At 34.0% G+C, this 16,164-nt stretch carries 11 protein-coding genes; 9 read left to right on the top strand and 2 right to left on the bottom strand.

The genetic code is table 11. The annotated features are described in order from the left end of the window. Positions 1–45: 45 nt before the first annotated feature. Together FLP_RS12080 and FLP_RS12075 are read right to left on the bottom strand one after the other, a co-directional pair. A complete protein-coding gene (locus tag FLP_RS12080) occupies positions 46–1,743 on the bottom strand; it encodes a ribonucleoside-diphosphate reductase subunit alpha (protein WP_065449756.1) in 1,698 nt (565 codons plus the stop codon). Positions 1,744–1,761: 18 nt separating this feature from the next. Next, entirely contained in the window at positions 1,762–2,736 is a 975-nt protein-coding gene (locus tag FLP_RS12075; RefSeq protein ID WP_065449755.1) for a ribonucleotide-diphosphate reductase subunit beta, read from the bottom strand. A gap of 600 nt (positions 2,737–3,336) precedes the next feature. On the opposite strand from FLP_RS12075, the gene FLP_RS12070 reads away from it, so the two are divergent. From FLP_RS12070 to FLP_RS12030, 9 genes are all read left to right on the top strand, one after another. Then, positions 3,337–3,891 (top strand): GNAT family N-acetyltransferase, encoded by a 555-nt coding sequence (locus FLP_RS12070; protein WP_065449754.1) that lies wholly within the window; start codon positions 3,337–3,339, stop codon positions 3,889–3,891. Between the two features lie 433 nt (positions 3,892–4,324). Beyond that, positions 4,325–5,983: a histidine kinase gene (locus FLP_RS12065; protein ID WP_244894296.1), complete on the top strand. Its 1,659-nt coding sequence runs from the start codon at positions 4,325–4,327 to the stop codon at positions 5,981–5,983. Positions 5,984–6,088: 105 nt separating this feature from the next. After that, positions 6,089–8,692: a zinc-dependent metalloprotease gene (locus tag FLP_RS12060; protein ID WP_065449752.1), complete on the top strand. Its 2,604-nt coding sequence runs from the start codon at positions 6,089–6,091 to the stop codon at positions 8,690–8,692. Between the two features lie 25 nt (positions 8,693–8,717). Continuing rightward, on the top strand, positions 8,718–12,062 hold the full coding sequence (locus FLP_RS12055) for a SusC/RagA family TonB-linked outer membrane protein (RefSeq protein ID WP_065449751.1): 3,345 nt from the start codon (positions 8,718–8,720) through the stop codon (positions 12,060–12,062). Between the two features lie 11 nt (positions 12,063–12,073). Continuing rightward, positions 12,074–13,393 carry a RagB/SusD family nutrient uptake outer membrane protein gene (locus tag FLP_RS12050; RefSeq protein WP_065449750.1) on the top strand — a complete coding sequence of 440 codons (1,320 nt, stop codon included), beginning with the start codon at positions 12,074–12,076 and terminating at the stop codon, positions 13,391–13,393. Between the two features lie 59 nt (positions 13,394–13,452). Continuing rightward, complete coding sequence (locus tag FLP_RS12045; protein WP_065449749.1) at positions 13,453–14,211, top strand: LytR/AlgR family response regulator transcription factor; 759 nt, start codon at positions 13,453–13,455, stop codon at positions 14,209–14,211. Positions 14,212–14,359: 148 nt separating this feature from the next. Continuing rightward, positions 14,360–15,004, top strand: a complete 645-nt coding sequence (locus tag FLP_RS12040) for a hypothetical protein (protein ID WP_065449748.1) — start codon at positions 14,360–14,362, stop codon at positions 15,002–15,004. Positions 15,005–15,123: 119 nt separating this feature from the next. After that, positions 15,124–15,576: a carboxymuconolactone decarboxylase family protein gene (locus tag FLP_RS12035; RefSeq protein ID WP_065449747.1), complete on the top strand. Its 453-nt coding sequence runs from the start codon at positions 15,124–15,126 to the stop codon at positions 15,574–15,576. Positions 15,577–15,692: 116 nt separating this feature from the next. Beyond that, positions 15,693–16,031, top strand: a complete 339-nt coding sequence (locus tag FLP_RS12030; protein ID WP_065450267.1) for a YciI family protein — start codon at positions 15,693–15,695, stop codon at positions 16,029–16,031. The last annotated feature ends 133 nt before the right edge of the window (positions 16,032–16,164 follow it).

Below are 16,164 nucleotides of genomic sequence, written 5' to 3'. Positions count from 1 at the left end.
AAATTGTCACAAAAAAAAGGCTGTCTAAACAAACAGCCTTTACTTTTATGATTCGCAACTACTACAAGTTACCAAACTCGTCACTAATTCTTTAGATACACTTTGGCTGCGTTGGTAATACAAACTTTTGATTCCTAATTGCCACGCTTCAATCAGCAAACGGTTTACTTCTTTAATTGGTAAATCCGAAGGGATATTCAAGTTAATGCTTTGCCCCTGATCTACATATTTCTGACGGATGGATGCCTGCTGTACAATCTCTAACTGACTGATTTCTTTAAAGGTTTTAAAGACATCTCGCTCATTTTGACTCAACTGACTCATGTGCTGAACGCTTCCGCCATTTAGCATGATTTCTCTCCAAACTTCCTCATTATCCAGCCCTTTTTCTTCTAATAATGCTTTTAGGTATTTATTTTTACGCATAAAATTACCTTTGCTCAAACCGGCTTTATAATAATTGCTGCTAAAAGGCTCAATTCCTGGCGAAGTTTGTCCTAAAATAGCCGATGATGAAGTGGTTGGAGCAATTGCCATTGTCGTGGTATTACGTCTTCCGTATCCTTTTAGCAATTCAGGTTCGCCGTAAATACGTGCTAAATCCTGAGTGGCTTTATCGGCTTTGTCACTGATATGTTTGAAAATTTCTGTTGTTTTCATTTTAGCTTCAAGACCTTCAAACGGAATCATATTTTTTTGTAAATACGAATGCCATCCTAAAACTCCTAATCCGAGTGCGCGGTGTCTTTTTGCAAAACGATTCGCTGCTGCCAGATAATAGTTGCCTTCGGTTTTTTCGATAAATTCCTGTAAAACGGCATCAAGGAAAAAGATCGCTAATTTTACTGCTTCAGTATCTTTCCACTCTTCATAAAGTTCCAGATTCATTGACGAAAGGCAGCAAATAAACGATTCGTCAAAACTTGATGGCAACATGATTTCGCTACACAAATTACTTGCATTAATACGCAGGTTTTTGTCTTTATAAACTTGTGGTTTGTTCTTGTTTACGTTGTCGCTAAAAAAGATATAAGGCAATCCTTTTTGCTGACGGCTTTCGAGAACTTTAGCCCAAACTTGTCTTTTATCGGCATCACCATCAATCATTTCCTGCATCCAGTAATCGGGTACACAAATTCCGGTAAACAAATTCTGAATTGGATTTCCGATGCTTTTTATCTTCAAAAACTCTTCGATATCCGGGTGATCTACATCTAAATAAGCTGCAAATGCTCCTCGGCGAACGCCACCTTGCGAAATGGTATCCATTGTCGTATCAAAAAGTTTCATAAAACTTACTGCTCCACTACTCTTTCCGTTATCGGTTACGGCGCTTCCTCTTTCGCGCAATTCTCCAAAATATCCGGATGTTCCTCCACCAATTTTGGTTTGCATGATTACTTCACCTAATTTATGCGTAATTCCTTCGATTTCATCCGGAACGTGGACATTAAAACAAGAAATTGGCAAACCGCGTTCTGTTCCCATATTGGCCCAAACAGGTGAACTAATACTCATCCAGCCGCGTTCGATCATTTCTACAAAAGACTCTTTTAATTCGGGTTTGTACAATCTTTTTGCTGCAGCAGTACAAATTCTGTCAATTGCACCTTCTACAGTTTCACCTTTTAAAAGATATCCACGATTTAAAATTTGCTCACTTTCAGAGTTTTTCCACCACATTTTATTGTCTGCTTCGCTTAACGGAGCGCTGTTTCCTGAAATTGTATCTATTGTATTCATAATTGTAATTTGCTGTTTTTAGAAAAGGTCGTTTGCCGTAATACTTTTGTCGTGTTTGGTATATTCTACCGGTCTTTTCGCAAAGAAATCATCAAGACTGTTGGCAAAAACTTCTTCTTCGAACCATGCCATTGCTTTATAATCATCGGCAGGAACATTAAATATTGTTGGAATATTGATTTGCGTCAGACTTTCATCTATTCTAAATTTCATGAAGTTTACCAAATCTGCTTTTTTGATTGTTTCGATTTCACCATCTTCAAAAATCCAGTCTAATATATCTGCTTCTACATTGATCGAATCCTTAACCGTTTCTCTGATAAGCGTTAAAGTTTCTTCATCGAAATAATCCGGGAATTCCTCGCGTATTTTATTTACAATATAAATTCCGCCATTGGCATGAATTTGTTCGTCGATAGAAGTCCATGCGATAATGTTACTCACATTTTTCATATATCCTTTAAACCTTGTAAACGACAATAAAATCGCAAATTGGCTAAAAAGTGATACATTTTCGATCAGAATGCTGAACAATATCAGCGAAACCACATACTTTTTATTGTCTTGTGATTTGGTATCTTTTAATACATTCGAAAGATAATCGACACGTTTGCGGATTACCGGAATTTCCATCAGTTTTTCGAATTCATCATTATAACCTAAAACCTCCAAAAGACGCGAATAAGCCTCAGAATGCCTGAATTCACATTCAGCAAAAGTACTTCCTAATCCGTTGAATTCCGGTTTTGGGAAATGCTCGTAAATATTACCCCAAAAACTTTTTACTGCTACTTCAATTTGAGCAATGGCCAACAAACTGTTTTTGATCGCTGTTTTTTCGGCTGCATTCAAATGCGAATGAAAATCCTGAGTATCAGCAGTAAAATCGACTTCGGAATGTACCCAATACGCTTTATTTATGGCTTCTGTAAATTGCAATACTTCTGGATACTCAAAAGGTTTATAATTGATTCTTTTATCGAAAATAGACATATGTATAGTATTAAATGGTGACTTATTAGTGATAAAAATAATTCGTTTATTTGGGGATTTCAACGACATTTCTATACTTACAAAATTAACCTACAGTTCTTCTTCCAACCACCTTTTGATGTTAAAAATCCATCCAATTATCAACATCTTCAAGCCTCTTAAAATTGATGTAAAATTTACTTTTTATCAACAGCATCATAATAATCCGTAACAGCCGAAACATCAGCTATTTAAAATAAATCTAAATAGAGTTATCAACATGAAAAACTGCTTCAATATCACTTTCAAAAAAAACAGTTATCAACAATCCACTTTCAAAAAGTAGTCTTTTTAATACATAAAAAAAGGTTCGCCTAAAAATAATTATGTCTCGATAATTCATTTTGTTACTGTGCTTTTCAAGCTAATAATTGGTTATTTCACAACTAAAAAAAACAAATAACTAACTGATTATAAATATTTTAAAATAAAAATTTAATTGATTATGATTTTTACAGTTTTATCGAAAATTTAAAAATCGTGCCTATTTATCGCATTATTTTAAAGAAAAGAATCAATACTTAAAACTTACCGTAATTTTGTACTCTTAAAATACATATCATGATTATTAGAAAAGCAACTATTGAAGATTCTGAATCGATTGCCAAACATTTGTTGCTGGCAATGGAAGAAATCATTTATAAATTCATTGGCGAAAAAGATCCTAAAACGGCCTATTATTTCCTGCTTCATTTTGTTGAATATGAAAGCAATCAATATTCTTATCAGAATTGTTTTGTAGCCGAAGAAAACGATGAAATTGTAGGAGCTGTTTCTATTTATGACGGAGGAAAATTACATGAACTGCGTAAACCTATTATTGATTATGTTCGTCTTAATTTTAATCCTGATTTTAGTCCCGAAAATGAAACGCAAAGCGGAGAGTTTTATATTGATGCGTTAGGTGTAAGTCCTAATCATCAGGGAAAAGGAATTGGTTCTCAATTATTGCAGTTTTTGATTGAAGAATTTGTAACCAAAAATAAACAGACTTTAGGTTTATTGGTTGAAGAAGGAAATGCGGGTGCGAAGAAACTGTATCTTAAATTAGGGTTTAAAGCGGTTGGAGTAAAAACTTTGGTCGGGAAAACTTTGGAACATCTTCAGATTTCTTAATTTTTGTTTCAAGTTTCAGGTTTCAAGTTTCAGGTTTGAAATGAGAATAGAATTTCTATGACATTTTACCACAGAGAACACAAAGTTTTTATTATTAGGATTACGTTGACAAACACAAAGTTCGCAAAGCTGGTTCAACACAAAGCTTTGCGAACTTTGTGTTTTTCTAAAGACTTGCTAATTAAAATCTTTGTGTTCTCTGTGGTAAAAAAATCGACAAAAAGCTTTGCGGACTTTGCGTTTTTATAAAACCTTGCTTAGTAAAAACTTTGCTCCCGATAGCTATCGGGATTGCGGTAAAATGACATAGAAATTCTATTCTCATTTCAAACCTGAAACCTGAAACCTGAAACAATTTTAAACTCTTTTCTCTCTTAACAAGATTTTTACTAAACGACTACCCGAAATATGTGTTAAGATTTCATAACTAAAAGTGTATCAGCTAAAAAGTTTTATATTTGCACACGAAAAAAAATTAATACCCTATTGCAATAAGGATTTTAATACGCCTTATTTTTTTATCTACACTTTGAAATTTACTTTAAAAAACACTTTTTCCGGTAGGAACTTCTTTATTTTAGGAATCATTTTCGTTGTTCTTACTTTGCTTTCTATTTATATCCTGAGCGGTTTGATGACGGAGGTTACCGAAAAATCGAACGCCGAGAGTTCACAGCGTAGTTTTGTAAAAAAACAGGAAGTTATTGCGCAGGAATTATCACGCTTTTTGGAATCTAAAAATGAACTGAAACGAATTGTAGATATCAGCAACGCCAAAAACTTATCTGATAATTTAAAAGTTTTAAGTAACATTCATGCCAATGACAGTTTGGTAAAAAACAACTGGTTTCAGATCGACAATCAAAAAATAGAATTTACAATTTCTAAAAACGATGCCCATCTCAAAGCTTCGATAAAAGATTTTGTGGCTAAAAACAGAGAGCTTTCACAATCTAATAGTATTATAGAAGATACTGACCACTTTTTTTGGCGTATTTATTACAGATATACTGCTGCAAATGGCACTGTAGTTCGGTACGGATATGATATCGATTTGAAATCGCTTCAGAATTATTTCTCGACAATTGATCAAAAAGCGCCTAATTATGCTTTTGTTTTTGATAAGAAAGGAACGATTATTTATCATCCTGAAATAAAATTACTGAAAAAGAACATTTTCAAGTTAACCAATATAGTACCTCAGGATACAACTTTTTCTAAAAGAGAAGACTTTAGCAAGAGAATTGCCCCGTCTGAATATTTGTTTTTAGATATTGTACGCTATACCAAACGTTTGAATGTAAAAGGAACAAATTGGTATATTGGAGTAAATTTTCCGAGAGAAATTTCGAATGAAGATGTAAATGCGGTTAAAAAATATGCCTATCTCATTTATATCATTACGACTGCTATTTTAATTGTATTCTTTTATTTGTTTACCATTTTTACTCGTAGAACTTTTCAGGAAAAAGAAATCTTGTCGCAGGAAAAAAACAAGCTGCTTTTAGAAAACGAAATGATTAATAAGGAGAAAGCCCTGATTCAGCTGCAACAATTAAAAGAGCAGATTAATCCGCACTTTTTATTCAATTCGTTGAATTCGCTTTATATGCTAATTGAAACCAATACCGGAATAGCACGAAAATTTACATTAAACCTTTCTAAAATTTACAGATACCTTATTAATCCGCCGCTCAATAATATTGTTACGGTCCAGGAAGAATTGCTTTTTATCGAAAAATACATCTTTTTGCAGCAAACTCGTTTTACTGAGGAATTCATTTTTACTATAACTATTGAAGACGAAAGCTTTCTGGCAAAAAAAGTGCCGTATCTGGCTTTTCAGATTGCTGTAGAAAATGCGATCAAGCATAATATAGCCTCTGAAGAAAGTCCGTTACGCATCACAATTAGGATTAACGAAAACGTTGTAATTATTACCAATAATTTAAACGAAAAGCAAAACTTCGGAAAAGAATCTAAGTTTGGTCACAAATACTTAGAAAGTATCTATAAATACTATGGTAAAAACGATTTTAAAGCTTTCAAAAAAGACGGCGATTTTACTTGCATTTTACCTTTAATTGGATAAAAAAAAACATTCACTCCCGAAAAAAAGCCACTCACTCCATTTTGCTTTTTTTAACGTAATCCATGCAATATTTTTAGCCAAAAATTAACCTAAACTTAACTTTCTATGAGAGAAAAGGCATTGTTGAGAAGTCTAAAAAATATCGCTTTAGTGATGTTAGTACTGAATACCAGTACTATGATTGCTCAAAAAAAGAACAAAAAGAATAAAGAAGAAAAAACAGAACAACAAGTTAAGGATTCATTAAAAAATGCGAAAGGACAAAAATACGACGACCTTATTAAAAAAGGATCATTCAAAAAAGGTCTTTTCAATACTATTCAGGTAAAAACAGATCTTTACCTGGAGATCAACGATTCACTTTTTCAAAGAGAATTTTTAGTTGTTAATAAAATTTCAAATGTTCCTTTACCGGTTAATGATGCAGGTTTGAATAAAGGAATGAATTACGAGAATAAGATTATCACGTTTCATAAAGATTTGGTTGCCAAAAAAGTTTGGGTAAAATCATCTGTACCAAAAGTTTCATCGCCGGTTGGAGACGCTATTACAGCATCGGTAAACAGTAACTTTTCAGAATCTATTATAGAAGTTTTTGATATCGAAACCAAAAACAACGATTCTACATCGGTAGTAATAAAAGCGAATAAGGTTTTTGACGGAAAACAAAAAAGTTTCAATGATGTTTTAAGCAACATTGGTTTTGGAGGATCTGTAAAATCTGAACTTTCGTATATAGAAGGTGTGAAAACTTTCCCTAAAAATATTGTGGTTAAATCGCAACTGACTACTTCTGTAGCCGAAGGTGGTCCTGCCCTATCTGTTACAATTGGGGTAACTTCTAATATTATTTTATTAGATAAAGTGCCTATGCACGCTCGTTTTTCGGATAAAAGAATTGGGTATTTCACTGAAAAACACTGGTATTTTAGCGATAACCAACATGCAGTATTAGAAAAAGAACTGATCACACGCTGGAGATTAGAACCTAAAAAAGAGGATATCGAAAAATACAAAAGAGGCGAATTAGTAGAACCTAAAAAACCTATTGTTTATTATATCGATCCATCGACACCTAAACAATGGCGTTCTTATATTATAGAAGGTGTTCGAGATTGGCAGGCAGCTTTTGAAAAAGCAGGATTTAAAAATGCTGTAATTGCAAAAGAACCTACAGAAGAAGATACTGATTTTGATATTGATGATGTACGTTATTCGGTGATTACTTATGTAGCGTCTCAAAAATCGAATGCTATGGGACCTGCAGTTGTAGACCCAAGAAGCGGTGAAATTATCGAATCTGATATTATCTGGTGGCATAATGTAATGACTTCATTACAAAGCTGGATGCGCATTCAGACCGGAGCAATCGATCCAAAAGCAAGAGGAAACAAATTTAGTGATGAACATATGGGAGAAGCTATCCGTTTTGTATCGTCTCATGAGGTTGGACATACTTTTGGTTTGAAACATAATATGGGCGCTTCGTTTGCTTATCCGGTAGAATCACTTCGATCTCCGGATTTTACAGCAAAAATGGGCGGAACTGCTCCGTCAATCATGGATTATGCGCGTTACAATTATATCGCTCAACCGGAAGATCATGTAGAAGCGATTACGCCAAAAATTGGTGAATATGATAAATATGCTATCGAATGGGGTTACAGATGGTATGCTGACCAAACCGAAGAGCACAATGCGTTGAACGCCCTGATTACAAAACACCAGAATGATCCGGTTTATTTTTACGGAGAACAGCAAGATGGTGATAGCACAATAGATCCGCGTTCGCAATCTGAAGATTTGGGTGATGATGCGATGAAAGCGAGCGAATACGGACTTAAAAACTTGAAAAGAGTTGTGGGTAAAATCCTTGAGTGGACGTATGATAAGGATGAATCTTACTACCAAACCGGTAAACTTTATATTGGTGCAATTGGTCAGTGGAATTTGTACAACTATCATGTATTGACCAATGTGGGCGGTATTTACCTGAACACAACGGTTCATGGCGATAACAAACAAAGCTATGTTGCGGTTCCGGCTGCAATCCAGAAAAAAGCGGTTTCGTACTTATTAAACAATAGTATCAAATTGCCGGAATGGTTGTTTTTTAACCCAATTTTGGATAAAACAAATCCGTTGAAAGATTCTCCGCTTGGGCCTTATGAATACACGCCATATACGCTTGCAAGAGAATTACAATACGGCATTATATACAATTTATTAAGCGACGATCGTTTGTTGCGAATTACAGAAAATGAGTTGTACCAACGTAACGAAGCCAAAGAAAATGTGTTCACCGTAACACAATTATTCAAAACACTTCACCAAAGTATTTTTGCTCCTACGATCCAAAATAAATCGCTTACGATTATGGAACGTATGACTCAGAAAAATTATGTAGATGTATTGATTGTTTCGACCAATAAACTTTTTGAAAAAACCGATGTTAAGAAAAGCATTCAGTTGGAAGCAACCTTAAGCATGCCTCATTTATGTGATTATTTAGACGAAGCAAAAATGGCGCGAAACATCAATCAATCCTCTCTAAAAAGAGTTTCTGAAGTTACATCTGATAAAAAAGGCGAATTGAATCAGATCTTGCAATTACTGAAGACAAAGAGAAATATTGGAAATCAGGAAACTAAAAACCATTATTTCGACCTGATTCAGCGTATCGAAAAAGCATTAAACAACACACTATAATTTAACACAATCCAAAAACAACCCAATGAAGAATTTATTTTACATGCTGAGTTTCCTTCTTGCCCTCTCAGGGTATGCGCAGGAAAGGACTATTAAAGGAAAGGTACTTGATGCCGCAGACGGACTACCGATACCGGGAGTTACTGTTTTTGTCGAGAATACTTCCGTATCCAACAATACCGGAGAAAAAGGTGTTATACAAAGTGCCAGTTTAGGTACTGTAACCGATTTTGATGGTGCTTTCGAATTTAAAATTAACAGTAACATCAAAAGTTTAAGGGTAACTTATATGGGATACCTGCCTTACACAATTGATATTACATCGCAAAACAATTATACTATTTCATTAAAATCTGATGTAAGCGAACTAAAAGAAATTGTAGTTACAGGTTACCAAAAGATCGAAAAAAGAAAACTGACATCGGCTGTTGCAACAGTTGATATGGCTGATATCAAACAAGCAGGTGTGGCGAGTTTGGATCAAATGTTAATTGGTCAGGTTGCGGGTGTTGCGGTAACGCAGCAAACGGGAGCTCCGGGAACGATCTCAAAAATCAGAATTCGTGGTACTGCATCTCTTAATGGTGCTCAGGATCCATTATGGGTTTTGGATGGTTTGCCGCTTGAAGGAAATGATGTTCCTCAAAACTACGACAAAGACAATATCGATGTTTTAAGCAATTTTTCTATCGCGGGTTTAAATCCTGAAGATATTAAAGATATTACCATTCTTAAAGATGCTGCTGCAACTGCCATTTATGGTGCAAGAGCCGCAAACGGAGTTATCGTGGTAACGACTAAAAAAGGAAGAAAAGGAAGTATGAGAGTAGACTTTAATGTGAATACTTTCGTGACTGAAAAACCTAATTTTTCTAAATTAAACCTTTTAAACTCTTCTCAAAAAGTAGATTTGGAACTTTCATTAGCTTCAAGAGAAGATTTGACTTACAGAGACACAAACGGAGAAATTTCCCGTATTCTTAATCAGGCTAATGAATTAGGAGCCTATAGATCGGGAGGTTTTTCGTCTCTAAGTCCTGCAACTCAAAACTCTATCAACGCTTTAAGAAACAACAATACCAATTGGGGTGATTTATTGTACAGAAGTACTTTTAATAAACAATATGGTTTGAGTTTATCAGGTGGTGGAGAAAGATCTGATTACTATTTCTCATTAGGAGCTTATAATGAAGAAGGAGCTACTGTAGGAACTGGTTTTGACAGATACAATCTTACCTTAAAAAACAACTTTGATGTAACAGATAAATTACATGTTGGTGTTGGAATTTTTGGTACACAAAGCAAGAAAACAACTTATGTATCAGATACCGATACTTTTACCAATCCTGCTAATTATTCGAGAAACGTAAACCCATATCTGACTCCGTTTAACGCTGATGGAAGTTATAACTATGATAAAGATATGACTGGATATGGAAATGGAAGCGTATATATTCCTTATAATTTCCTGGAAGAAAGAGAAAACACGAATTACGAATTGACAACAAGATCTGTAAAAGCTTTACTTGATGTTGATTATACGATTACAAAAGGCCTGAAAGCAAGTACACAAATTGGTTTACAGTTTGATAATAATGCTTCTGAAAAATATGCCGGTAAAGACACTTATTTTACAAGAAAAGAAAGAGAAAAATCACGTGTATTTGCAAACGGAGCTGATGCTTATTTCCTTCCTGTTGGCGGAATTATTCAAAATTCTAACACAGACTTTTTTCAATATAACATTAAAACGATGCTAAACTATAGCACTACTCTTGGCGGAAAACATGAGATAGAAGTTATGGCTGGTAATGAATTAAGAAGAAACAAAAGCACTGCTATTAATACAAAAGGGTTTGGTTTCGACCCGAAAACATTAACTACAACTCAAATTATTTTTCCAAATGCAAACTCTGCTGCAAATGCAAACTGGAGAACGTATTTAAAAAATGAAAACGAAAATGCATTTGCATCGTTTTTTGCAACAGCATCTTATACGTATGACAGAAAATATACTTTCTTTGGAAGTGTTCGTTACGACGGATCGGATTTATTTGGTGTAGATCCTAAATACAAATATTTACCACTATGGGCTGTTTCCGGTTCATGGGCAGTATCTGAAGAAAATTTCTTAAAAGGTAATGAAGTAGTTTCTAATTTACGATTACGTGCTTCTTATGGTTTACAAGGAAATATCGACAAAAACACTTCTCCGTATGTAGTTGGAGAAAGCCAAACTGTGGTTATTTTACCAGGACAAACAGAACCTATTATTAATGTAATTTCTCCTCCAAATGATAAATTGAGATGGGAAAAAACTACTAATACTAACGTTGGAATGGATCTTGGTTTATTCAACAATCGTATTAGCATTGTAACGGATGTTTACGGAAGAAAAAGTTCTGATTTAATTGGTTTACAATCGCTTCCTGTTGAAAACGGATTTGAATATACAAACGCTAACTGGGCGCAGGTAACCAATAAAGGATACGAGATTTCTTTGTCTACACGAAACATTGACCGTCCGAACTTTAAATGGAATACCACTATAAATTTCGCTCATAATAAAAGTAATGTAGATCGTATTGAAACAAGATCTAACAGCTATTTACCTTCCAGAGAAGGACTTCCGGTTAATGCAGTATTTGCATTAAAAACTAACGGAATTGATGAAAATGGTTTTCCTTTATTTGTAAATAAAAAAGGAGAAACGGTAAACTCTCAAACCTTTTTTGCGCTTTTTGATCCTTATGCCGATTTTTTCCCGGGAGTTTTATCGCAATCAAGACTTACAGATGAAGACACCAGAAATTTGTTTACTTATGTTGGAGATCTTGATCCTAAATTTACCGGTGGTTTTATCAACACTTTTAAAGTTCATAATTTTGATCTTACAATTGCTACTACTTTTAATATCAAACAAACGGTTGTTGAAAAACCAAATTTTAATGGTGCACAATTAGATCGTGGTCAAAATTATACTACAGATGTGCTTAATGTCTGGTCACCTACTAATACAGGTTCACACATACCTGGAATTACGAGTGAAACTTCAGGAACAGGAGATTCATGGATGGCTTACCAATGGTATTCTCCAGGAGCAGCACCACTTAATATGTACAATTATTTAGATACATGGGTTCATGAAATGAGCTATATGCGTTTGAGCAGTGTTCGTTTTGGATATTCTTTACCTAAAAAAGCAACTAATACTTTGTTTATGGATAGTGTAAGATTTAGTATCGAAGGTAGAAACTTATTCGTAATCAGCTCTGATTATAAAGGTTACTTTGATCCTGAAACGTACGGAAATATCTATGCACAACCAATCCCAAGATCAATTTCTTTAGGATGTAACCTAACTTTTTAATCTGATTTAAAATGAAAAATATATTAAAATACGTATTCTTTGCCAGTGTAGCTGTTACAACTGTAAGCTGTGATCATTATCTTGATGTTGAGCCGGTAGGTAAAGTAATTCCGGAAACCTTAACAGATTACAGAGCTGTTATGACAAGAGGATATTCGATAACGGCGATTCATAAAGCATTGTCTGCCATAAGAGCAGATGAATTGGTCTTAGATGAATTTAATGATAATGCCACTTTCTACAGAGATCATTATATCTGGAAAGATGTCAATCCTGATAAAACTACCAATAGTTTTCCTTATTCGGCTTTGTACAACAGAATTTTCTATACCAATGTGATCATCAATGACGCAAGCGCAAAATTAGCACCTTCTACAGAGAAAGACCAGTTAATTGGAGAAGCTTATGCATTAAGAGCCTTAACTTACTTTGATTTACTGAACATATTTAGTAAACCTTACAATGCTGCAACAGCTGCAACAGACAAAGGTGTTCCGTTGGCTTTAAAAATAGATTTAGAGCAGGCTTACGTTCCTCAAAGTGTTGCTGTTATTTACGACCAGATTTTATCTGATAACGAAGAGGCTAAAAAATTATTGAATTTAGACACTCAGACAACAGGTATTAATTACCGTTTTTCTAAGGCTTCATTATATGCTATGGAATCTCGTATTTTCCTTTACAGAAAAGAATGGGCTAAAGCTATCGAAGCTGCAGATAAAGCAATGACATACAAAAGTGCTTTAATCAATTTAAACACTACAGCTGCGTTACCTAACCTTTATAACGGTCCGGAATCTATATTGGCACTTGAAGATCCTTTTATCAATCTTTTAAAAGGTACATCATATGCCGCGCCAACTTTAACAGGCGTTTATGATAAAACAAATGACTTGCGTTTTGCTTTGTATTATCAGGCAAGCGGAAGCAGATTCAGATTTAGAAAAGGTGGTGATATCGCTCAAAAATGTACTTTCAGAACCGCTGAATTGTACTTGACGAAAGCAGAAGCATCTGCACAATTAAATGATTTGGCAACAGCAAGAACAACTGTAACCACTTTTATTAAAAACAGATATAATGCAACAGCTTTTAACACATTAAGTACATCGATTGCTGCCATGACACAAACTCAGCTTCTTGATTTTGTAGCTCAGGAAAGACAACGTGAGTTTGCTGTAGAAGGTCACCGTTGGTTTGATTTGCGAAGAACTACTCAACAACAAATCATTCATACTTTTAATGATCAGGATTATACATTAATAGAAAATGATCCGCGTTATACGCTTCCGTTTCCTCTTGATGCCCGTTTAAACAATCCTGAATTGTAATAAAATTAGCTCCGTTTTTAACGGAGCTTTTTTTTTAACTTTACAGAAAATTAAACGTCATGAAAGTAGTTATTATTGAAGACGAACATTTGGCTTCAAGCTATCTCAAATCCATCTTAGAACAGCAGAATATCATTTCGATTAATGAAATAACGGTGCTGAAATCTGTAAAAGATGCCGTTGCTTTTTTTAAAGTAAATACTGTTGATCTTGCCTTTATGGATATTCATTTGGGCGACGGTAAAAGTCTTGACATTTTTGAGCAAGCGACTGTTTCATGCCCCGTTATTTTTATTACCGCTTACGATTCTTATGCCGTAAAAGTTTTCAAACACTTTACCATAGATTATCTTCTAAAACCTTATGAAGAAGAAGAATTACACGAAGCTTTACTCAAATACAAAAACATAAAAGAAACGTTTAATACCAACCTGATTGTCGAATCTTTGGTCGAAATTGAAAATCAAAGCAGCGTTCAGCATCATTTTTTGGTCAATCACAGAGATAAGCTTCTTTCTATCAATGATACCTCGATTACTTATTTTTATGCCACAGGAAAACATCTGTTTATCTACACCGATTCCGGAAGTAATTATCTCTACAATAGCAATCTAAAAGATCTGATCAATAAACTTAATCCTGATCTTTTCTTTAAAATAAATCGAAAATACATCATCAACCGTCATCATATTCAGGAAATAATAAAACATTCGAGCCAGAAAATCGAGATTTTACTGAATGTTGCTATTCCGGATACTGAACCTATTATTTTAAGCAAAAAAGAGATTAATAATTTTAAGAATTGGCTTGATTCTTAATAAACTTTGCGCTTAGTTTTTAAACACATAGAGACATCGATTTGATAGCTGAAAAAGTCATTTCATTTGTAATAAAACTCATAGCATTATGTGAACTGTAATTTTTAATTCGTAATTTTTAATTTTTAATTCACATTTATCCAAACAAATGAAAAAAATACTGCTGATTTCTGTTATTGTTTTAATTGCTTTTTATGTCTTAAAAGAAAAAGTCTACAAACCTTATATGTGGAAAAAAGCCCTGAATACCAAAGAGCATCAACTGCAATTGGGAAGTTTTATTTTTAGCAAAGAAACTGGTATTAACGGAAGCCAGAGTTATCAAAAATATTATTTTGTATTTAAGGTTATCGAAATCAATGGCGATTACGTCCGTCTTTCGGTTATCAGACAGCTGTCTGAAAAAGATAATTTGAAGGAATCTGATTTTTCTACCACTTCAGAGCAATATAAAAGTTTAAAGCAGAATATTAAAAGTCTGACTATTACACCAATTTTATTTGATGATTTATACCAAGGTGATGGCCCGAGATTTACTTTAAATGAATATTTATTAAACAAATATCCGGTTTTAAAAAAATCCAGATATTATTACGAAGATATTCCCGAAGCATCAAAAAATAAACCCATGCCGGAAAATCCAAATGATTTAGAAATGTATTTTAGTATGGTTTATTCTAAAAAAGAAATCATCGAAAAAGGACAACTTGTACCGTGGACCATGACAAATAGTTTTAATGGCAAGCCTTTATTGTCTAACTATTCTAAAAACATCGATTTAATTATAAATTAAAACCCAGAAAAATCAAGGGTTTTAGAAATATTTTAAAAAAAATATACTTTTTTTTCGAAAATTTGTCCAATCTCGAAAGCTCAGTTGTCATTAGGGTATAACATTAAAAATTATACATTATGGAAACTAGAATTAATGCATTCGAAAAAGGTCAAAAAGCGTTAAGTACTTTATTTGCAATTACCGGTTATATCAAAAAATCAGGACTTGAAAAATCATTATTAGATTTAGTCGATTTTAGAGTATCACAAATCAACAGTTGTGCGTATTGTTTAGACATGCATTCCAAAGAAGCTTTGGCAACCGGCGAAACACCTCAACGTTTATTTGGTTTAAGTGCCTGGAGAGAAACTCCGTATTATACTTCAAGAGAAAGAGCTGCATTGGCGTGGGCGGAAGCTGTAACAACTTGTCAGGTTCATAACGATGTTTATGCTATAGCAAAAAGTGAATTCTCAGACGAGGAACTAATCGATCTTACACTTGTAATTACTACTATTAACACATGGAATCGTTTTAACCTTGCTTTTCCTAATACTCCGGGAACTTACAGAGTGGGACAATTTGGATAAATACATCAGGCTGCTTTTTATTTGGGGTAAAACATTAAATTTATATCTCAGATAAAAGACAGTCTTTTTTAAAATCATTTTATAAAATGCCCCTTTTAAACTTTAAAACAAAAACAATGAACGAATTCATATTAATATTCAGAAGAGATTTTACAACCAAAGAAAATCAGCCTTCGCCGGAAGAATTACAGCAACATTTGAAACAATGGCAAAACTGGTTTGGAGGTCTGGCAGCACAAGATAAACTGGCAAGGCCTTTACAAAAATGGGACGGACAGGGAAAAGTAGTAAGCAAAGCAAAAGGAATTACAAACGGACCGTTTGTAGAAATCAAAGAATCTATTGGCGGACTGATCATCATAAAAGCCAAAGATTATGACGAAGCTTCCGAAATAGCTCAGGGATGTCCCGTTTTGGACTTGGGTGGAAATGTAGAGATACGTCAGGCGATGTAGAATAATTGAAATTCCAATTTTTTAAATTCCAAATTCCAATACATATGATTGGCCACGGATTTTACGGATTAAGCGGGTTTTCGCGTTTTTTTTTTGCAATGTTTATCATCTTTGTCAAAGTTTTTTAAACTTT

This window comes from Flavobacterium piscis (assembly GCF_001686925.1).
GTDB lineage: Bacteria > Bacteroidota > Bacteroidia > Flavobacteriales > Flavobacteriaceae > Flavobacterium > Flavobacterium piscis.
This window is presented reverse-complemented; position numbering and strand designations above follow the sequence as displayed.